This is a genomic window from Nocardia sp. NPDC049149, from assembly GCF_043197455.1.
In the GTDB taxonomy this organism is placed as follows: domain Bacteria; phylum Actinomycetota; class Actinomycetes; order Mycobacteriales; family Mycobacteriaceae; genus Nocardia.
In genome coordinates, this window is sequence record NZ_JBICTD010000008.1 from 421,410 (window position 1) to 441,889 (window position 20,480).

The following is a 20,480-nucleotide window of genomic DNA, read 5'->3' on the forward strand; positions in this document are numbered from 1 at the left end:
CGTCAGTCGCCGGTGGCGCCGTCGATGCGTTCGCGCAGCAGGTCGGCGTGACCGTTGTGCCTGGCGTACTCCTCGATCAGGTGGGTGTAGACCCACCGCAGGTTGTATTCGAGCTCGGGCCTGCGTGGATGTTTGAAGGTGTGTTCGAGGGACATGTCGATCACCGCGGCGTCGGCCAGTTCGATCTCGAGCCGGTACGTCGCGAAATCGGTTGCGGCGTCGGCCTCGTCGATATCGTCGAAGTCGCCGTCGATGTTGTCCACGCTGCAATACAGGTAATCGATGTCTTCGGCCGCCGCGGCGAAGCGGAACCAGCCGCGCTCCACCTCGCTCAGGTGCCGGACCAGGCCGAGCAGCGACAGCGTCGACGGTTCGAGCGGGCGCTGTTTGAGCTGCGTGGCGTCCAGGCCCGCGCATTTGAGCAGCAACGTGTTGCGGTGAAAGTCGAGCCAGCCCTGCAGCATCCGTCGCTCGTCGGCGATCAAGGGCGCCTTGGTTCTGGTCACGTCCGGTGCAGTCCACGTCACGCCCAGACTGTAGCGCGGCGACGTCGTCGAGGACTCGCGATTATTTTCGTGACCCAGGCTTGCGGGTTAGAGCACGCGAATGAACCGGGTGGCCTTGCTGCCGTGCAGTTCTCCGACGGGCAGTTTGCGCCCGCACAGCACCAGCAGCAGGTCCTGGGCCGGTCCGGTGACCAGCGCGCCGCTGCCGTAGCTCCAGTCCAGATCGTCGGCGCGCAACTCGATGCCCCTGAGCTTGGCGTGGAAGGACTTGATGCTGTTGGCGTCAACGGCATCCAGCACGATGCGTAGCCGGTCCTCCGGCACCTTCCGACCGAGCCCGAGGGCCACTGAGATGTCCAGACCGTGGATCACATCGTGGCTCAGCGCGCCCGCGTAGCCGCCGCCCGGCGGCTTCCACGGATGGTCGATGTTGTCCCACAGCGATTTCAGCAGATCCTCGGCCGAGTACATGGCCGCGTCCTGCCGCGCGGTGTGATTGGCCATCCGATTGAAATTGCCCGCCGCCCGCAGCATTTCGACCAGGAATCGGCCGCCCGACATGCGGTACGGCAGCGTGAGGTGCGCGACCACCTCGCGCACCCGCCAGCCGCGGCACAGCGAGGGCGCGTCCCAGCTCGCGGCGTCGAGTCCGGCGAGCAGCTCGGCGAGGTCGGCCCGCTCCGCCATGATCGCCTGGCGTACCGGGTCTGCCATTGTTTGGATGTCCGTCATCGAAACCTCTCGTCGGCCGGGCAATTCTCCTTTTCAGACGACACGACGAATGTAATAGGTCAAACGAGACATCGCGGACAACACACACGAGTTTTGCCAGGCAATGTTTAGTCGCCCATTTACTCGGCTAATTAAGCGGGCGCGAGAAAGCTTCCCGCGTGCAGCGTCGTGCCGAAGCCGGGGGCGAACTCGCCGTATTCGTAGACGGGTTTCCCGCCCACGATCGTGGCGGCCACCGCCCGATCATTGCGGTTGACCATCCGGTCCATGCCGGGAATGCCAGGCACCGGCGCCTCGGCGTAGGCGGCGCTCGACCCATCGAAACCCGCCGGGTCGATGACGGCGATATCGGCACGCGCGCCTTCGTGCAGGCGCCCGGTGTCGAGGCCGTACCACTCGGCGAGCTCGCCGGTCAGCCGGTGCACCGCTGCCTCGATCGGCATGAAGCGGCGCTGATGCGCTCGCTCCAGCATCCGCAGCCCGAAGTTGTAGAAGGCCATATTCCGCAGGTGCGCACCAGAATCGGCGAAGCCGACCTGCACCGACGGCGAGCGCTGCAGCCGGTCGAGCACGTCGTCGCGGTCGTTGGCGATCACCGTGCGCCAGCGCAGCTCGGACCCGTGCGCGACGGCCAGGTCGAGCAGCGCGTCGGCCGGATGGATGCCGCGTTCGTCGGCGACCTCGCCGAACGACTTGCCGACCACCTCGGCCTCCGGGCACGAGACGATCTGCGCGTCGTGCAAATCCCGGTGCCAGACCCGAGGGCCGTATTTCTTGGCGAGATCCTTACGGAATTGCCTGCGGTAGGACTCGTCGGCCAGCAGCTCGCCGCGTTTCATCACATCGCGAATGTTGAGCGCCGCGACACCGGAGCCGAATTCCTCGAACACCACCAGGTCGACGCCGTCGGCGTAGACCTCGAACGGGACAGGAAGGTGCTGCCATCGGAATGCGGCGCCGCCCACCTTGTTGGCGATCCAGGCCGCCGCGGTCGCCGCGCCTGCCGTGCCGCGACTGGCCTTCACGTCCATGCCTGCGATGAGCGTGGTCTTGAGCGGCTTGCGGAACCGGCCCGCGCTCTGCGCGAGGTAGCGGCGGATCTCCAGCGGCGCAGTGAGATTCGGGGTGCTCTGATGGATCCGATTGCGTTGTCGCAGAATCGTGTTCAGCGCTCCGTACTCGCGCCAGCTCGCGTAGGTCGACGGCAGCTGCCTGGTCGGGAAGCGCACACCCTCCAGCTTCGAGAACGAGCTGCGGATGGTGGACAGCCCGAGGAAACCGGCATCGAGGGCGTCGGTGAGCATCTGCCGCATGCGATTCAGCTCGTCGGTGGTCGGCTTCGCCTGCGGATCCACCGCGCGACCCAGTCCCATGACGGCCACCCTGATATCCGAATGCCCCAGGAGCGCAGCCACATTCGCGCCGAGCGGGCGCGCGGCGAGCGCGTCGACGTAGCTGCGCGGGCTGTCCCAGTCCTTGTGCTCCTTGACCGCGGCGTGCACCGCGTCCCACGGCAGCGCCTCCACCCGGGAGAACATGTCCGCACAGTCATCGGCCTCGGAGTACACCGTGGACAGCGAGCAGTTGCCGATCACCACCGTGGTCACGCCGTGCCGCACCGACTCGCCGAGCCCCGGACTGCCGAGCACCTCGGCGTCGTAGTGGGTGTGCACATCGAGCATGCCCGGTATGACCCATTTGCCGGTCGCATCGATGGTTCGCGTGCCCTCGGGCAGCGGCTCGGTGCTGATCGCGACGACCTTGCCGTCGCGGACGCCGACATCCGCCGTGCGCGGTGCGGAGCCCGCGCCGTCGAACACTGATCCGCCCCGAATCACCACGTCAAACGGTTGCATCACAGCCCCTTCGATAACCGGCGGTATCCGGTACTCCCGGTAGTCAGTACATCGTCGCACGATAGGCACCGGTCGGCCGAGCCCGTTTCGGAACAGGATCAGTGATACAGGCTTTCCCTGGCTTTCCGGTACTGTGCGCGGATCCGTCGGCCGCTCGCCGGGTCTGCCGGTGCGGGGATCGACGCCACCGTGCGGGCGGGCCAGGCCGGTGGTCGCGGACTGCCGCTCAGAGCCCACGCCGCCTGCCTGGCGGCACCGAGCGCGACGTACTCGGTTGGCTCAGGAACAGTGACCGGAAGGCCGAAAAGCTGCGCGGCGATCTCGGCAACGAGCGTGGACCGAGCGGCGCCGCCGATCAGCAGCACGCGGCGGGCGTCGACGCCGGTGGCGCGCAGCTGATCGCTGGCCTCGGCCAAGTTGGCGAGCATGCCCTCGTAGGCGGCGCGGGCAAGATGGCTGGGGCGCATGGTTTCCAGCCGCAGCCCGTGCAGGCTGCCCGCGGCGTGCGGCAGGTTCGGCGTGCGTTCGCCGGACAAGTAGGGGAGCAGGACGAGTCCGTCGGCGCCCGGCGGTGCCTGTGCGGCAAGCGATTCGAGCGCGGCAAGGTCGATGCCGAGCAGCTCGGCGGTGGCGTCGAGCACGCGCGCCGCATTGAGGGTGCACACCAGCGGCAGGAAAGCCCCTGTCGCATCGGCGAATCCGGCGACCGCGCCGGTGGCGTCGGCGCTCGGCGCGCCCGCGTGCGCGAACACGGTGCCGCTGGTGCCGAGCGAGACCACCACGTCCCCGTCGCCGAGGCCGAGACCCAGTGCGGCACCGGCATTGTCGCCGGTGCCGGCCGCGACGAGCGCGCCAGCTGGTGTGCGCCCCGCGGCTTCGGACGGCGCGAGGACCCTGGGCAGCTCGGGTGCGCGGCCCCGGAAGCCAAGGGCGAGCAGGTCTTTGCGATAGTCGCCGGTGGCAGGCGACCAGTAGCCGGTGCCGGAGGCGTCGCCGCGATCGGTGGTCGGTTCGGGCGCCGACCCGGCGGCGCCGCCACGGAGGCGCCAGGTCAGATAGTCGTGCGGGAGCATGATTGTCGCGGTGCGGTCGGCCGCGTCGGGCTCGTGATCGGCCAGCCAGCGCAGCTTGGCCACCGTGAACGCGGCGAGCGGAACGCTGCCGACGGCGTCCGCCCATGCCTGCGGGCCACCGAGTTCGGCGACCAGTTCCTCGGCCGCCGCCGCGGAGCGAACGTCGTTCCACAGCAACGCATCGCGCACCGGCTGCCCGTCGGCGTCGAGGGCGACCAGGCCGTGTTGCTGGCCGGCTACCGCGACCGCGTCGACCCGGTCGAGCAAGCCCGCGCCCGCCGTCTCCAACGCATCCCACCAGGCCTGCGGCGGCGCCTCGGTGCCGTCGGGGTGCGGCGCATGCGCCTGGTGCACGATCTCGCCGGTCTCCGCGTCGCAGACCACCACTTTGCAGGATTGGGTGGAACTGTCCACGCCGGCCACGGTTGCCCTACTCATCCCTTCACCTTGCACCTGCGGCCGCGACACCCGGCGCATTTCGGGTATTCCACGGCCGGATCGGGCACACTGGCCCGGTGACTGACGACCCGGACCGTGCCGACGTGCACGTCCGGACCGGTGACGGGACACCGGTGCCGGACCTGACCGACGACCTGCTGAGCGAGATGCTCGACGAGCCACCGGATCCGGAATGTCCGTTCATCGTGATCAATCGCGGCGACCACGAGTACATCCAGACCCGGTTGTTGCCGGACGGTGTCTACGAGCTGGAACATCGGGCGGCGGACGCGGACGGGCTGTTTCAGATGTACACCCCCGATGCCAGGCACGTGCGCGACGTGATGTGGGCGTGGGTGGATCAGAACCCGTGGTGGCGAGACGCGGTCGCCTGGTACCCGGTGGATCCGGCGGTCGCGGAGGTGCAGTCCATGCTGCACGAGTTCGACGATCTGCTCGGCGGCATCTCGGTGCTCGACGGCATCGAGGCGACCATGGACGACGCGCTGGCCCGCGCCGATGAACTGCTCGCGGATCTGTCGTCGGAGACCGACGACGCCGAGGCCGGCGGCGCATCGTCCCGCGAAGCGCCGTGAATCCGCGCGCCGTGAATCCGCGCGCCGTGAATCCGCGCGCCGTGAATCCGCGCGGCGTGCATTGCCGCGCCGTGCGTTACCGCGCGGCCTGATACCACCACGCAGTGCTCGCGATGTCCGCGTCCACCAGCGGCAGATAGGCGTCGCCCTGCCAGCCGAGCGCCTGCACGGTGACGCGCACGTCGCGGTCGAAACAGATGGGGTCGCGCACATGCCAGCGGTACATGCCGAATCGCTGGTCCGGCTGATAGATCTGGTCCGCGGGAATCACCTGGGGCAGGCCGAGATACGCCGTGGAGTACCTGCGATACACGCCGCCGCCGAGGTCGAAATTCCATGCGCCGCCGAAGTAGTCCTCGGTCCCGGTGCCGCAGATGGTGGGGAAGTCGGTGTCGCCGTCGAGATAGAACTTGAACTCGCCCTCACCCCACCAGCCCGGTGCGCCCGGCCGAATCGTCAAGTAGGTGCCGACATAACGGCCCGGTCCCGGCGTGGTGTCCATGAGCGTGTGGATGGCAGGGCTGCCCAACGGCGCGCTGCGCGCCCACGTGGCGTGCAGGTAGCCCGCGTTCGCAGGCACCTCCTGCTCGTCGTAGGTGATCTGGTAGTACACCGGAACATTACGGCCACTGGAGTTTTCCAGCGTGATCCTGGCGTGCGTCCGAAATGGCATGGGCCAGTAGCTGTTCAGGCCGCCTGCCGGATTGACGACGATCATCTCCGAATCGACCAGTGTCAGCTCGCCCAAGCCATTGCAGAACAAATCGCCCAGCGGGACCTCGATCGCGGGCTCCGGCCGGCCGTCCCAATACACGCGTACCGTCATCGCCCCCAGCACGGCACGGTCGGTGGTGAGCCACCAGTGCCGGACCACGCCGGGGCCGGAAACATCTGCCAGCGTTGCGGTTTCACCGTCGGGCAGAATGATCGACGGGGAAACCTTCCAGCCCTGACCGAGGAATCGTGCGGCGTGCGCGCCCGTCCCCTCGGTCGCGCGGCCGCCTGCCCCTGGAGCGCCTGTCGGATTCTCGGCGCTGATCGAGCGCGTGCGCGCGCCGTCCAACCGCCACAGCTGCGCCGAACGCTCCGTGCTCATAACCCGGGCCAGCCGTACTGGATCGTGCCTGCCGGCGCATGGCCTGCCTGTCGCGACGGACCGGGCGTCGGTGCGCTCTGGCTATATGCCTGCACCTGTTCCTGGTCGGCCTGCCTGTTCATTTCCCTGCGGAGTTCGTCCATATCAAGCCATTTCACTTGTTGGATGAGATCTTCGAGTTTTTCCGGCGCGGGCACGCCTGCTTCCGAATACACCATCAGGCCTTCGCGAAAGGCCATCAGGGTGGGCAGCGCGGAGATGTTCGCCGCGGCACTGAGTTCGGTCTCGGCTTCGGTGTCGACCTTCGCGTGCACGATATCGGGGTGTCGGTCCGACGACGATTCGAAGATCGGCGCGAAATGTCGACACGGACCACACCAGCTTGCCCACCAGTCGACCAGGACAATGTTATTCCCGGTGATCACGGTGTTGAAGTTCCGCTGGGTAAGGGTCAGGGTGGGCATGAGGTCCTCACATGATGATCGACAGAGCAACCCTGCATCCTCGCATGGCTGCCGAGGATCAGGTAAGCGCCCCCTTGCGGTGTTGTTCGCGCGCCAGGAAATGCGTGATAGCGGTGCTGCATTCGTACAGCTCCCGGTAGTGCCGGTAGTACGAATCGTATTCTGCGGTGTGTTCAGAATAGGGCTCGATGGTGCCGATGACCGGATTCCAGCCCGATGTGTCGGCACCGGCCGCCTCGGCCGCCAGCAGCGCGTCGCCGAGGCAGGCGCCGACCGTATCGGCGGGAAGTTGCTGGGGTAGTCCGGTGACGTCGGAGACGATCTGCGTCCACAAGCCGCCCTTGGTGCCGCCGCCGACCGCGACCAGCCGGGCGGCGCGGCCGCCTGCCTCCGTCATTGCCGCGAGGTTGTGCCGCACGCCGTAGGCGATGCCCTCCAGCACCGAGCGGTATATCTCGGCCTGCCCGTGCCCGAGCGTCAGCCCCGCGATGATCCCCCTGGCATCCGGATCGAACAGGGGAGTGCGCTCACCGGCGAAGTAGGGCAGGGTCAGCAGCCCTCGACTGCCGACCGGCACCTGCGCGGCCGCGGCGACGAGATCGGTGAACTCGCCGCCGACCAGGTGGCGCAGCCAGTCGGTGACCGCGCCCGAGGTGGCCATGCCCGCGGCGAGAGTGTATGTGCCAGGCCAGGTTCCGCAGGTGCCCCACAGGCCGGGGTGCGGGCGCGGATCGGTGAGCACCTGCACCAGGAACATGGTGGTGCCGTACATGATCATGGCGTCGCCCGGCGCCCTGACCCCGACGCTGGCGGCCTCGGCCCAGGCATCGATGGTTCCGGTGGTGACCGGAAGGCCAACGGGCAGACCGGTGCTCGCCGCCGCCGCGGCGGAGACCTGGCCGATCACCTCGGTCGGCCAGGCCAGTTCGGGCAGCCGCAGGCCGGGTGCCACCTGCTCGGCCCAGTCCACGGCCCACTCGCGGCGTAGCAGGTCGTACATCGGGACGCACTGGCTGGCGGACTGGTGGTCGAGCACGTAGCGGCCGGTGAGCCGGTGCACGAGAAAAGAACTCGCCATCAACAGCATGCGGGTCTCGGCGGCGACCTGTGGTTCGTGCCTGGCCAGCCAGCGCAGTTTCGGGCCGACGGCCTGACTGGTGAGCGGGGATCCGGCCCGCGCCAGCACCGCCGCCGTGCCGAATTCGGCGTCGAGCTCCGCGATTTCGGTGGTCGCCCTGGTGTCGACGCCGTAGAGGATGGCCGGGCGCAGCGGGCGGCCGTTCGCGTCGGCGGGCAGCAGGCACGGGCCGATGCCGGAGACTGCGAGCCCGTCGAGTGTCGCGCCGTCCGCCGCGGCGAGCAGGTCGCGGGTGATGGCGACGAAGTCGGCCCACCAGACGGTTTCCGCGTCGTGCTCCACCCAGCCCGGCCGCGGCGTGGAAACACCGTGCGCGCGTTCCGATCTCGCGACGACGGCGCCCTCGGCCGTGACCAGCACGCCCTTCGAGCTCGAGGTGCCGATGTCGACGCCGAGGAACATCGTCACCGGGTGAACTCGTCGAGGCGGACCCCGAGCAGGTCACACGCCGCCCGCACGGTGGCCCGATGATCGCCGGGCACCGCGTGAATGTGGTTCGCGCCGAAGCGGGACAGGAAATCCTCGGCGCGCGCGTCGAGCCTGGCGAACGCGTGCGGCCATTCCCAAGTGGACTGCTTCATCAACGCCTCGTTGGTCGGCGCGTCGTAGGTCTCGAAATCGCCGAGCATCAACTGCATTCGATAGTCGCCGTCCTGGCGGGTGAGGCGGGCCAGCGTCATGCGGCCCGGCGCGGCCAGGTGATGCACCGAGGCGCCGCCTGCCGGGAAGAAGAACACCTCCGGGTACAGGTGCACGTTGGCGAGGTTCTCCGCGGGGTCCGCGCTGCGGGCGGCGAACCAGGTCGCGTGCTGGCCCGAATTGCAGAGATCCCAGATGTCGCGGTCGGCGTGGTAATGCCGCACATCCGCGAAAAGCACCGGGGTGTCGGCGATCTGCTTGAGCAGCTGCATGGTGAGCGCGCCGTCCATGTCCGCTTCGGTCGCGCAGACGTGCGTCTCCTTGGGCCCGTTCCAGTCGTACGGGTCGTTGAGGAACGCCTCGGTGATATCCATGGTGGCGAAGTACTGGGTGAGCTCCGGCTGTCCCTTGATGCCGGAGAAATCGAGTCGCCATTCCGCGATGAGCTCGCGCACCGCCAGGTACGAACGGATCTGGCGCTCCAGCAGTTCCGGTGTCAGCTTCGCGCCGTCGTAGTGCACGCCTGCGGCATGCTGTTCCAGCCATTCGCGCGCGGCCTTCGCCTCACCCGCGTCGGCGAGCTCGGCCCGCCGCACGATCTCCCACTGGTCGATCTCCTCGACGTCGATGCCGAAGATCCGTTGCCACTGATCGGTATTGGCGACCGCGGTGTTCATCCCCATCGGCCGCCCACCGAAGCGCCCGAAGGTGCTGCCGCGCAGGCTCGCCACGGCCGCGGCCGCGCGGGCACGCACGCCGATCGCCTCGATGAGCGCGGGATCTGCTGGGTCGCCCCACAATCGGGCGTGCGTGCGCCCGATCTGGTCCAGCGCGCCGCCCGCGGCGAGCATGCCGACCATGCCCGGCTGCACCGGGTCGATATTGGATAGCAGCAACAACGGGCCGGGGGTCGCGCCCGCCGCCAGCATGGTGAAATGCGGGAAAGCCCAGACGGCATAGTGCAATACGGTCAGATCGACGTCGGCCGCCGCGACCGCGCGCGCCACGCTCGTCGCCAGCGCGTTGTCGCTGATCGGCGCTTCGCCACGGACCACTTCGTGACCTGCCTCGGTCAGCGCCGCGACCAGCCGGTCCTCGGTGGTTCCGATGAATTCCGCGATGCCGGCGTGCACATAGTCACGACCGTCGGAAATGCTGATAACACCGATACGGGCCATGCCGTTCCCTCCCCGCGCGTGGGTGGTCGGATAGACGACTCGATCAACACATACCAGCCGTGCCGCATCCCTTGGTGAGTTTCACCGAAATCGCCTCACCGCGGTACGGCTTTCGCGGATTGGAGATCGCGCGGCGGCGGGAAGGTCAGCGGCGCCAGATACACACCACCCTGCCCCCACCCGGCGTGCGTGATCCACCATTGACTGTCGTCGCGCACCAATTCGGCGGCGTGCGAATCGATATGGCCCGCCTTGTCGCCGATGCGGAACCGGAACGGGCTGTCGCTGCGGAACACGTCGGTGCCGACATAGCCCGGACGCGGTCCGATGAACAGGTACCAGCAGCCGTCCTGCTGGACGACGAAGGGCGACTCCGTGTTTCCCGCCTCGGTGCCGACGGTCGGGTCCGTGTAGGCGATGTGTCGGTCGCCCCAGTGCACGAGATCGGTGCTGGTGCGGTAGGCGACCACATGGTGGCCGCCGAGGGGTGTGCTGTTCGCGCAGTAGTACATCACCCACTGATCGCCGACCCTGGTAACCATCGGGTCCCGCGCGTCGTACCCGTCCCGGAACAGCGGGCCGGAACGTCTACGCTCCCAATGGAACAGATCGGTCGAGGTGGCCAAGTTGATGGCCGCTGCGGTGCGGTCCGGTCCGCCGCCCGCGTAGAACATGTAGTACCGATCGTGCGCCTCGACGATGTACGGGGCCCACAGATGCGTCTCGTCGTAGTAGTCGGGGTCGACCGTCAGCGCGGGCGGGTGCTTGGTCCACGGCCCGGCCAGCGTCGGCGCGGTCGCGTGCGCGAAGTCGACCTCGTTGAACGGATCGGCGGGCTCCGGATGCGTGATGCCGAAGAGATGCCACAGCCCGTCGTGGTCGCGGATCAGGGTGTGATCGTTGATGTACCAGGGTTCCGACTCGCCGTCGCCTGGATCGTAGATCCGGTTGAAGGCGCCCGCCGACACCACTTCGCGTATCGCCATGACACCATCATCCCGCCGCGGCCGCCGCCGCGGCGTGGATCACGGGGTTGCGGTGCCGCCGGTTTCCGTGCTGGCGGTCCGCTGCCTGCGCCGCAGCACGGTTCGGTTGAAGGCGGCGGCGTTGAAATGCGCCCCGTACACGCCGAGGCCGGCGGCACCCGCGAGCAACACCACCACGCCCGCGAGCCAGTCGATATGCCAGAACGCCGCGACGACACCGGTCATCGAGGCGAGCAGGGCAACGCCCTTGGCGACCTCATCGGTGAGACTGGGCCCTGGATCGCTGTCCGCCTTGTGCAGTTCTCCCAGCATGATCAGCACTGCGAGCAGGGGCAATGCGATGGCGAACGCCACCACCGAGATCATGCCCGACACATCGAGCGGCGCCGCCGTGAGGAAACCTTGCAAGATCACCACGCCGACGGCGATCAGTCCGCCGTACATCAGGTTGTTCTGTTTCGCCCAGGTCTGCTTTTCCGCAGGTGTGGCCAGCTTCTCGTAGTCGTCCGCGTCCATGCCCGAAGACCATACTCCGACATTTCGGGCCGATCCCGCCGTCGCGACCTGCGCCGTCATGCCGCGGCGGACAGGCTCCTGCGCAGGTAGTCCGCCGTGATCGAGCGCCGATCCGCGAGCAGCGCCGAAGGTGTTCCGGCGAATACGATTTCGCCGCCGTGCAGGCCGGCGTCCGGGCCGAGGTCGATCACCCAGTCCGCCCGCTTGACCACATCCAGGTCGTGTTCGATCACGAGCACCGTGTTACCCGCGTCGACCAGGCGGTCGAGCAGGGCGACGAGCGTGTCGACATCGGCCATGTGCAGTCCGGTGGTCGGCTCGTCGAGCACGTAGACGCTGCCGCTGCGGTGCAGGTGGTCGGCCAGTTTGATGCGCTGGCGTTCGCCGCCCGAGAGCGAACTGAGCGAGCGGCCGAGGGTGAGGTAGCCGAGGCCGACGTCGGTCAGCGAGCGGAGCGGCGTGCGAATCTTGCTGGTGGTCTGGTCGTTCCAGAAGTCGAGGGCTTGTTCGGCGGTCATCTCCAGCACGTCGGCGATCGAGGCGCCCCGCACCGTGTAGGCGAGCACCTCGGCGCGATACCGGCGGCCGTGGCAGGTCTGGCACACGGTGGTGATCGGATCCAGGTAGGCCAGGTCGGTGAAAATGATCCCCGCGCCGCCACATTCGCGGCACGCGCCCGCCGAGTTGAAGCTGAACAGGCCGGGCTTCACGTTGTGCGCCTTGGCGAACAGGTGCCGCAGCGGGTCCATGATGCCGAGGAAGGTCGCGGGGCTGGACCGGCGGGAGGCGTGAATCGCCGACTGGTTCACCACGATCGCGTCCGGGTGGGCGGCCACGAACGCGCCGGAGACCAGCGTGCTCTTGCCCGAGCCCGCGACACCGGTGATCGCGGTGAGCACCCCGGTCGGGAACTGCGCGGTCACGTTCTTCAGGTTGTACCGGTCGACGTCGGCGACGGTCAGCCAGCCGGTCGGCGTCCGCGTCCGCTGCTTGACCGGTTGCACCCGCCGCAGCCGCTCGCCGGTGGAAGTCCCTGAGGCGCGCAGCTTCTCGACCGTGCCCTGGAACATCACCTGGCCGCCGTGTCCGCCCGCGCCCGGCCCCATGTCGACCACGTGGTCGGCGACCGCGATGACATCGGGGGAATGCTCGACCACCAACACGGTGTTTCCCTTGTCCCGCAACTGGATCAGCAGGTTGTTCAACCGGCCGACGTCGCGGGGATGCATGCCGACGCTCGGCTCGTCGAAGATGTAGGTCATGCCGGTCAGGCTCGATCCGAGGTGCCGAACGACCTTGAGCCGCTGCGCTTCACCGCCGGACAGCGTCGAGGTCTCCCGGTCGAGCGAGAGGTAGCCGAGGCCGACCTCCTCGATCCGCCGCAACCGGGTGACCGCGGCCGTTGCGATCGGGGTGGCCACCGGGCCGTCGAGGGCGGCAAGCACCTCGATCAACTCCGACACCTCGAGCCGTCCGTAGTCGGCGATGCCCAATCCGTTGATCCGCGTTGCCAATGCGGCCGCGTTGAGCCGCGCACCCCCGCATTCCGGGCATACCTCCTCGGTGACGACCGACAGCGCTTCGGCGCGATTCTTGTCCGACAGCCCGCTGAGGTCGCGCTTGATGTAGAGCCGGTCCATCCGCTCGAGCAGTCCCTCGTACGCGTTGTGCCCCATCGAGCCGGTCTTGTTCAACCGCGGCACTCGGAACCCGTTGCCGCGCAGGAACAGCTGCCATTCCTCCGGCGTGAAGTCACGTAATGGCTTGTCGGGGTCGAAGAGTCCCGATTCGGCGTAGATCTGCCATTGAAAGGTGCCGATCGCGAACGGCGCGAAGGTGATTGCCCCGTCGTTGAGCGACTTGTCGGTGTCCAACAGCTTGTTCAGATCCGGGCGGACCACCCGGCCGAGCCCGCCGCACTCGGGGCACATGCCGAGCGGGTCGTTGAACGAGTAGCGGGTGGCCTCGCCCGCGCTCGGCTCGCCGTGCCGGGAGAACAGCACCCGGATGACGGAGTGGATATCGGTCATGGTGCCGACGGTCGAACGGGAGTTGCCGCCGATCGGCCGCTGGTCGACGACCACCGCAGGCGCCAGATTGTCGATCGAGTCGGCCTCCGGCCGCTCGTACTTCGGCAGCCGATTGCGGAGGAACCAGGTGAAGGTCTCGTTCAGCTGGCGCTGCGACTCGACCGCGATGGTGCCGAAGACGACCGACGACTTGCCCGACCCGGACACCCCGGTGAAGACCACGATCTTGCCCTTGGGGATCTCCAACGAGATGTTGCGCAGGTTGTTCTCGCGGGCGCCGACGAGCTGGATGGTGTCTCGCTGTGCATTCACCCTGCCCACGGTAGGCAGCAATGAGGTCAGGTTTGGTCCTCATTGCCCGTCATACTGGAACGGTGACCGAAACCGCCGCGCGCCTGCTGCAACTACTCGCGCTGCTGCAGACCCGCCGCGAATGGACCGGGCCCGAGCTGGCCGCGCGGCTCGGGGTCACGGTGCGGACCGTGCGTCGCGATATCGAGCGGCTGCGTGAACTGGAGTACCCCGTGCACGCGAGCCTCGGCTCGGTCGGCGGCTACCGGCTCGAAGCGGGCACCGCGCTGCCGCCGCTGTTGCTCGACGACGAGGAGGCGGTGGCGATCACCCTCGGCTTACGCAGCGCGGCCCAGGGTGCGGTGGCGGGCATCGAGGAGTCCGCTGCCCGGGCGCTGGTCAAACTCCAGCAGGTGTTGCCGTCCCGCCTGCGCGGCCGGGTGGACGCGGTCGACGCGGCGACCGTCTCGCTCGGCGGCCCGGCCGCGGGCCCGCGGGTCGATCCCGAAACGCTGGTCGTGCTGGCCGCCGCGGCGCGCGACGGCGAGCGAATCCGGTTCCGCTACCGCGACAAAGGGGATGCGGAGACCAAGCGGCTCGCCGAGCCGCACCGGCTCGTTTCGGCGGGGCGGCGGTGGTACCTGGTGGCCTGGGATGTCGACCGCGCGGACTGGCGGACGTTCCGGGTCGACCGGCTGGTTGCCCCATTCCCGACCGGAGTGCGCTGTGCGCCAAGGGAATTGCCTACCGAGGATGCCGCGGCGTTCGTCGCCGAACAGCTGGCTCGTTCGCGTCCCGCGCGCAGTGTGGTCTTCCTCGTGCATGCCTCGGCGGCGGAGCTGATCGAGGCGTTCCCCGTCCGCGCCGACGAGGTCGAGCCGATCGACGAACACAGCTGCCTGATCCGCACCGGCGCCGACTCGCTGGAATGGACGGCCGTCCGCATCGCCCACCTCGGCCTCGACTTCGAGGTGCGCGAGCCGCCGGAGATGCGACGCATGTTGCGCGACGTCGGCGCCAAACTCCTTCGCGCGGCAGGCGATCCGTCGTAGCCTGGTTGTCGCGGGGGGAAGGTAGGAACTGAAAAGCGACTGGTACCCATGTTTTCAATCCGCTCGTGCGTTCGGTCGCGCGTTGCTATCGTTCCGCCATGTCGAAACCGGGGGGCGATCGGGTGGATTCCGAGGCGCCCGAGGCGGACCGGCCCCTCCTGGTAGAGGTCGATGACGAGGAGCGGCCTGCCCGGGTGCTCACCGGTCCGGCCGAGTGGGTGGTCGCGACGGTCGCGTTCGCGGTCGCGATCCTGGTGGTGTGGCAGGTGTTTCGGCCGCTGCCCCAAGGGAGCCAGTACTACCTGGTGATCTTCCTGGCCGCGACATTGCCGCTGATCTTCCTCGCGTATCGCTCCGGCGTGAAGTTCCTCGACCGGGCCGAGGGGCCGGGAGTAGTCGACTGGTTGTTGGCCGCGCTCACCGCAGTGGTGTGTCTCTATCCCGTGCTGCCGTGGACGATCGGAGACGGCGGCGGCGGATACAACGCCTTCCTGGATCGGCAGGGCCTGCTCGGCACCGTCGATGTCACCATGGGCGCACTGCTGCTCGTTCTTGTGCTCGAGGCGTGCCGACGGACCACCGGTTGGGTACTCATCGCGGTCTGCCTGCTCTTCGCGGCCTACGGGTATTACGGCGGATTCCTTCCGCAAGGCTGGAGCATCGCGCACGCGGGCCTCGACTTCGGACAGATCATCGACGCGCTGTACAACTCCGGCAGCGGCTTCTACGGCACGCCGCTCGATGTCGCGGCCACCTACATCGTGCTGTTCACGCTCTACGGCGCCGTGCTCGAATTCTCCGGCGCGGCACAGTTCTTCGTCGATCTGTCGGTGGCCCTGTTCCGGCGCTCACGCAGCGCGCCGGGCCGCACGGCCGTCGCCTCCGGATTCCTGCTCGGCACGGTGTCGGGCTCGGGCACCGCGACAACGGTGACCATCGGCGCCGTCACCTGGCCGATCCTGCGGCGGGCCGGTTATCCGCCCGAGCAGGCGGGCGGCATGCTCGCTGCGGCAGGCGTCGGCGCGATCCTGTCACCGCCCACCCTCGGCGTCGCGGCGTTCATCGTCGCCGAATACCTCGACGTGTCGTATGTGACGGTGCTCGGCTGGGCGCTGATTCCGACGCTGCTGTACTACCTCGGCATTCTGCTTGCCGTGGAGATCGATGCCCGCCGCCTCGGCACCAAGCCGGTGGAGATCGGCGGCGCTTCCGCTTGGCGACTGCTGCTCCGGTTCGGGTATCACTTCCTGTCGCTGATCGTGATCGTCGCTCTGCTGCTGATCGGCGTCAGCGCCACCAAAGCCGTGGTGTACGCGACGTTGCTCGCGTTCGTCCTCGCCTTCCTCGACCCGCGCACCAGGGCGGGCGCCCTCTCGCCGCGCCGGGTGTTCCACGCGATCGGTGGCGGAGTGCGGGCAGCGCTGCCGGTGGTCGCGGTGTGCGCGTCAGCAGGCGTGATCACCGCGATGACGACCAAGACCGGCCTCGGGTCGCAGGTGGCCAGTCTGCTGGTGCGGCTGGCGAAATCGTTGTCGGACAACCACACCGTGGTGCTGGCCTGCACCGTCGTGCTCGCGGCGATCGCGCTGTCCTTGCTCGGCCTCGCCGTGCCGGTGACGGCCTCGTTCATCATCGGCTGGGTCATCATCGGTCCCGCGCTGCTCGCACTGGACGTATCCCCGCCTGCCGCCGCCATGTTCGTCTTCTACTACTCGGTGCTGTCCGAGGTGACACCGCCGACGGCGCTTGCCGCGGTAGGCGCGGCGGCGGTGACCGGCGCCCGCACGGTGCCGACCATGTGGCAGGCCTTGAAATACGCACTGCCCGCGTTCCTGGTTCCGGTCGTATTCGTGCTCACCGAGCCCGGCGAGTACCTGCTCGGACGCGGGCCGGTGCTCGGCATTCTGTGGACCACCGCCGTGGCCTGCCTCGGCGTCGCCGCGCTCGCGGTGGCGACCGGCGGCTGGATCCTCGGGATCGGTCCCGTCCGGCCGCCCGCCCGTGTGCTGGCCGCCGTCGGCGGTTTGCTGCTGCTGTACCTGGAGTCCGGCGCGCTCATCGCCGGTCTGGTCGCGCTGACCGCGGCCATCGGGGTCACTCTGCTCTCTCGAAGGAGAACGACATGAGAAGAGTCGCAATAGTTTTCGCGATCGCCACGGTGACGACCGGGCTGCTCACCGGATGTGGGGGCCGTCGCGACGCACCCCACCACGACTCCGGCGCCCCGATCAGCTGCGAGGTGAAGCAGGAGACCAGGGTCGGCATCGCCACCGGCAACGCGACCGGCGTGTACTTCGCGCTCGGCAACGCCTACGCCGATCAGATTTCGCAGGCTACCGGCGGCAAGGTGAAGGCAACCGCCGCGGAAACCGGTGCGTCCGTACAGAACATCCAGCAGTTGGTCGCGGGCACCTACCAGGTGGCGTTCTCGCTCGCCGACACCGCCGCCGACGCCGTCACCGGTGCGGCGAGCTTCGACGGCAAAAAGCAACCGGTGCAGGCACTTGCCCGGCTCTATTCGAACTACACCCAGGTGGTCGTTCGCGCCGACGCAGGCATCAACTCCGTCGCCGACCTGCGCGGCAAGCGCGTGTCCACCGGCTCGCCCAAGTCCGGCACCGAGGTGATCGCCCAGCGCGTGCTGCAGGCGGCAGGACTGAACCCGGACAGCGACATCTCCGCCCAGCGCCTGGACCTCACCAAAACCGTCGACGGTATGAAGGACGGCTCCATCGACGCCATGTTCTTCTCCGGCGGCCTGCCGACGCCGGGCATCACCGACCTGTTCACCTCGGCGCGCGACAAGGTCCGCTTCCTCGATATCTCCCCGCAGCTGGCCGGGATGCGGTCCGTGAGCCCGGTATACGAGGCGGGCACCATCCCCGCGGCCACCTACGGGCTGCCCGCCGACGCGAAGACGATCGTCGTCCCGAACGTGCTGCTGGTCCGCGACGACCTGGACGCCGACCTGGCGTGTGTGCTGGCGAAGACCCTCTTCGATCGCAAAACCCAATTGGAGCAGGCGAATTCCGCGGCCAAAGGCATATCGAGGGACAACGCCCGCAATACCGATCCGGTCACACTGCATCGCGGCGCCGACCATGCGCTGATGAACTAGCGTCCCGCCCAGGAGAGTTCGGCACGGTGTTCGCCGACCCTCCTGGACGAGCCACCAGCTACTTGCGTGGTCGGCTGACCGCGACGACCTGCGTTGCCGACCACGGCTTCGGGCTGCTGGTGGGCGGCGGCGCCGGCTCGAGCCCGTCGGCGTGGAACCGGCGTGCTTCGGCGAACGGCATCGAGGAGATCGGCGAGATCGTGACGCCCGTGCTGTAGGTGCCTGCGTGAATCACCGTGCCGTCGCCGAGGTACAGCGCCGAATGGCTACCGCGGTAGAAGGTCACCAGGTCGCCCACTTGGAGCTCGTGGACGGATATCGGTGTGCCTGCGGCGAGTTGCTGGTAGCTGGTACGTGGTAGGTCCACGCCTGCCTGCTTATAGGCCCACTGCACGAGGCCCGAGCAGTCGAAGGAGTCCGGGCCCGCGGCGGCGTAAGAGTAGGCGGCGCCGAGTTTGGATCGAGCGGCGTCGACGGCCAGCTCACCGACAGTCTTTATCGGCGCAAGGGTGTCGGGGGCAGGTAGCGGCGGGAGAGGAGGCGGAAGTAGGGGCGCCGATGGCACATCGAACAGAGGTGGTGGCGGTGTGGGTGGCGCGGGTGGCGGCGAAAGTGTGTCGGGCGGAGACGCATCCGGTGCCTCGGGTGGTGGCGCAGCTGCCTCGGGTGGCGGCAGCGTGGCTGGGGGCGGCGCGATCCCGGGTATGTCGAGCTTCGGTAGCTCGATTTTCGGAAGGTCGATCCCCGGGATGGTCGGGAACTGCAACCCCGGGAACGGGGACCACATGGGCGGCGGCGCGTTATCGGGTGGCCTGTCGAGGTTCTCGGGCGCGCCTGCGGGATCTGGTTCCGCACCCGACGCTTCGGACACTCCGGTTGTCAGGCCGACTGGTGGGTCGTCGGGTGCCTGTGCGCTGGGAAGTACCGCAGCGGCAATGGCGCTGGCGCACACGGCTCCCGCTACCGCGGGTAGGACATAGCCGTGTCGCAGGTACTGACAATATCGGCCGACGGTGGTCGACATCATTCTTCGGTCCTCCTGCTGAGAGAAGATCAGGGGTGGTGATCTGTCATATGCAGCGGATCCGAGTAGTCATGATGTGGACAAGCGGCGTCGTCGGCGGGGGTGACACGCCTGAATCCAGATTGCGAAACGGAAACTACCGACACGCCAACGTTTCTCACACGTGATCGTTTCTCACACGTGGTCGTTTTATATCCGGCGGCGGGTGCGCGTTGGTATCGTCGCGGTTTGCCGAACTTCGCGGGCGCTGAGCCGAATTGGGCCGCGCAGGATCGGCGGCGTCGGTGGTCGTGGAGGATGAGATGAGCAGAGTGGCGGTAGTCGTCGCAGTGGTGTCGGTGACCGCGGGCTTGCTCGCAGGATGCGGGAAAGACAAGGATGCGGCGCTCATCGACGCAGGTGGTCCGATCACCTGCGAGGTGAAACAGGGGACCAAGCTCGGCATCGCCACCGGCAACGCGACCGGCGTGTTCTCCGTGCTCGGCAATGCCTACGCCGACCAGATCGCGCTGGCCACCGACGGCAAGGTGCTGGCCAAGGCCGCGGAGACGCTGGCCTCGGTGCAGAACATTCAGCAGTTGGCCGCAGGGAAGTACCAGGTGGCCTTCGCGCAGGCCGACACCGCCGCCGACGCCGTGCTCGGCACCGGCACCTTCGACGGCAACAAGCAGCCGGTGCAGGCGTTGTCGCGGCTGTACCCGAGCTACACCGAGGTGATCGTGCGGGCGGATTCCGGCATCACATCCGTCGCTGACCTGCGCGGGAAGCGAGTGTCCACGGGTACGCCGAAGTCGGGAACCGAGGTAATGGCCCGCCGTGTCCTACGGGCCGGTGGGCTCAACCCCGACAGTGATATCGCGGTGCACCGCCTGGAACTCAGCAAGGCAGTGGCTGGAATGAAGGACGGCTCATTGGACGCGCTGTTCTTCACCGGTGGCCTGCCTACTCCCGGTCTCACCGAGCTGTTCAGCACTGCCAAGGGACGGTTCCGGTTCCTCGACACCTCGGCCGAGCTGGTGGGGATGCGCATTCAGAGCCCCGCCTACGAGTTGGGCGTCATCCCCGCCGCCACCTATGGGCTTGCTGAAGACGTGCCGTCGATCGTCGTGCCCAACGTGCTGCTGGTCCGCGACAACCTCGACGCCGATGTCGCCTGCGTGCTGACCAAGGCGCTCTTCGACCGCAAGGCGCAACTCGAACAAGCGAACTCGGCTGCCAAGGGGATCGTCCGTGACCACGCACGGGACACCGGGCCGGTGCCGCTGCACCGCGGTGCGGAGCACGCGCTGGCCAACTGAGGGCCGTGACAGCGGGTTTCGGGGCAGTCGCGGTGGCGTGGGTCACATTCGTGGCATTCGGGCCGGATGGTCGCCGATGTCAGGGGTCTTGACCTGCGAATTCTCTGGCTGTGCAGGCGATTTGACGTTGCGTTCGCCGCCGCGTAACTTTATCCAAGTCAGAGCGACACGGACACCGACCCGGAGCCGAGAAGCCAGCGGAAACGCTGAGTGGAGGGCCTGGGAAACGAGGTAGGACGAGGAGCGCCTGGCCATCACACTGGCTCGACGGGACCCCGATTTGGAATCGGGAGATCGGCTGAGCTAAGCTTGAAAAGTTGCCTCACGAACGATCCGGTTTGCGCCGGGGGTGTTGTGTGTGCGTGTGTTCTTTGAGAACTCAATAGTGTGTCGATGAATGTCAGTGCCAATATTTTATTGGTTCCGGCCTTTCATACCCCCCGGTTGGA

Annotated in this window: 16 protein-coding genes and 1 pseudogene; 5 read left to right on the forward strand and 12 right to left on the reverse strand. The window is 67.9% G+C overall.

What is annotated here, in order from left to right; genetic code table 11:
* Positions 1-2: 2 nt before the first annotated feature.
* The 4 genes from ACGFNJ_RS31670 to xylB all read right to left on the reverse strand — a co-directional run bounded on the left by ACGFNJ_RS31670 (position 3) and on the right by xylB (position 4,605).
* Positions 3-527 carry a DinB family protein gene (locus ACGFNJ_RS31670; protein ID WP_393456437.1) on the reverse strand — a complete coding sequence of 175 codons (525 nt, stop codon included), beginning with the start codon at positions 525-527 and terminating at the stop codon, positions 3-5.
* Between the two features lie 66 nt (positions 528-593).
* Positions 594-1,238, reverse strand: a complete 645-nt coding sequence (locus tag ACGFNJ_RS31675) for a maleylpyruvate isomerase family mycothiol-dependent enzyme (RefSeq protein WP_393456440.1) — start codon at positions 1,236-1,238, stop codon at positions 594-596.
* A gap of 131 nt (positions 1,239-1,369) precedes the next feature.
* Positions 1,370-3,094, reverse strand: coding sequence for an amidohydrolase family protein (locus ACGFNJ_RS31680; protein WP_393456443.1), 1,725 nt, complete (start codon positions 3,092-3,094; stop codon positions 1,370-1,372).
* Positions 3,095-3,192: 98 nt separating this feature from the next.
* A complete protein-coding gene (gene xylB, locus ACGFNJ_RS31685) occupies positions 3,193-4,605 on the reverse strand; it encodes a xylulokinase (RefSeq protein ID WP_393456446.1) in 1,413 nt (470 codons plus the stop codon).
* Between the two features lie 77 nt (positions 4,606-4,682).
* Here xylB and ACGFNJ_RS31690 point away from each other — a divergent pair, with 77 nt between their 5' ends.
* Complete coding sequence (locus tag ACGFNJ_RS31690) at positions 4,683-5,201, forward strand: hypothetical protein (protein WP_393456449.1); 519 nt, start codon at positions 4,683-4,685, stop codon at positions 5,199-5,201.
* A gap of 76 nt (positions 5,202-5,277) precedes the next feature.
* Here ACGFNJ_RS31690 and ACGFNJ_RS31695 read toward each other — a convergent pair whose 3' ends face one another.
* The 7 genes and pseudogenes from ACGFNJ_RS31695 to ACGFNJ_RS31725 form a co-directional block, all read right to left on the reverse strand.
* Positions 5,278-6,297, reverse strand: coding sequence for a glycoside hydrolase family 172 protein (locus ACGFNJ_RS31695; protein ID WP_393456452.1), 1,020 nt, complete (start codon positions 6,295-6,297; stop codon positions 5,278-5,280).
* Between the two features lie 98 nt (positions 6,298-6,395).
* Positions 6,396-6,761, reverse strand: a pseudogene (locus ACGFNJ_RS31700) (thioredoxin family protein); the annotation flags it as partial.
* A 58-nt stretch (positions 6,762-6,819) separates the two neighbouring features.
* The gene (locus ACGFNJ_RS31705; RefSeq protein WP_393456521.1) at positions 6,820-8,301 is read right to left on the reverse strand and encodes an FGGY-family carbohydrate kinase; all 1,482 of its coding nucleotides are present in this window, start codon (positions 8,299-8,301) and stop codon (positions 6,820-6,822) included.
* A 2-nt stretch (positions 8,302-8,303) separates the two neighbouring features.
* Complete coding sequence (locus ACGFNJ_RS31710) at positions 8,304-9,716, reverse strand: L-fucose/L-arabinose isomerase family protein (RefSeq protein ID WP_393456455.1); 1,413 nt, start codon at positions 9,714-9,716, stop codon at positions 8,304-8,306.
* A gap of 95 nt (positions 9,717-9,811) precedes the next feature.
* Entirely contained in the window at positions 9,812-10,702 is an 891-nt protein-coding gene (locus tag ACGFNJ_RS31715; protein ID WP_393456458.1) for a glycosyl hydrolase family 32, read from the reverse strand.
* A 39-nt stretch (positions 10,703-10,741) separates the two neighbouring features.
* Positions 10,742-11,218 carry a hypothetical protein gene (locus ACGFNJ_RS31720; protein WP_393456461.1) on the reverse strand — a complete coding sequence of 159 codons (477 nt, stop codon included), beginning with the start codon at positions 11,216-11,218 and terminating at the stop codon, positions 10,742-10,744.
* Between the two features lie 56 nt (positions 11,219-11,274).
* On the reverse strand, positions 11,275-13,560 hold the full coding sequence (locus ACGFNJ_RS31725) for an ATP-binding cassette domain-containing protein (RefSeq protein ID WP_393456464.1): 2,286 nt from the start codon (positions 13,558-13,560) through the stop codon (positions 11,275-11,277).
* Positions 13,561-13,622: 62 nt separating this feature from the next.
* Between ACGFNJ_RS31725 and ACGFNJ_RS31730 the strand changes: the two genes are divergently transcribed.
* From ACGFNJ_RS31730 to ACGFNJ_RS31740, 3 genes are all read left to right on the forward strand, one after another.
* Entirely contained in the window at positions 13,623-14,591 is a 969-nt protein-coding gene (locus tag ACGFNJ_RS31730) for a helix-turn-helix transcriptional regulator (protein WP_393456467.1), read from the forward strand.
* A gap of 98 nt (positions 14,592-14,689) precedes the next feature.
* Positions 14,690-16,717, forward strand: coding sequence for a TRAP transporter permease (locus ACGFNJ_RS31735; RefSeq protein ID WP_393456470.1), 2,028 nt, complete (start codon positions 14,690-14,692; stop codon positions 16,715-16,717).
* On the forward strand, positions 16,714-17,709 hold the full coding sequence (locus ACGFNJ_RS31740) for a TAXI family TRAP transporter solute-binding subunit (protein WP_393456473.1): 996 nt from the start codon (positions 16,714-16,716) through the stop codon (positions 17,707-17,709). The genes ACGFNJ_RS31735 and ACGFNJ_RS31740 overlap by 4 nt, the downstream gene beginning before the upstream one ends.
* 58 nt (positions 17,710-17,767) lie before the next feature.
* On the opposite strand, the gene ACGFNJ_RS31745 is transcribed toward ACGFNJ_RS31740, so the two are convergent.
* Entirely contained in the window at positions 17,768-18,736 is a 969-nt protein-coding gene (locus tag ACGFNJ_RS31745) for a C40 family peptidase (protein ID WP_393456476.1), read from the reverse strand.
* Positions 18,737-19,035: 299 nt separating this feature from the next.
* On the opposite strand from ACGFNJ_RS31745, the gene ACGFNJ_RS31750 reads away from it, so the two are divergent.
* A complete protein-coding gene (locus tag ACGFNJ_RS31750) occupies positions 19,036-20,031 on the forward strand; it encodes a TAXI family TRAP transporter solute-binding subunit (RefSeq protein ID WP_393456479.1) in 996 nt (331 codons plus the stop codon).
* Positions 20,032-20,480: the final 449 nt, after the last annotated feature.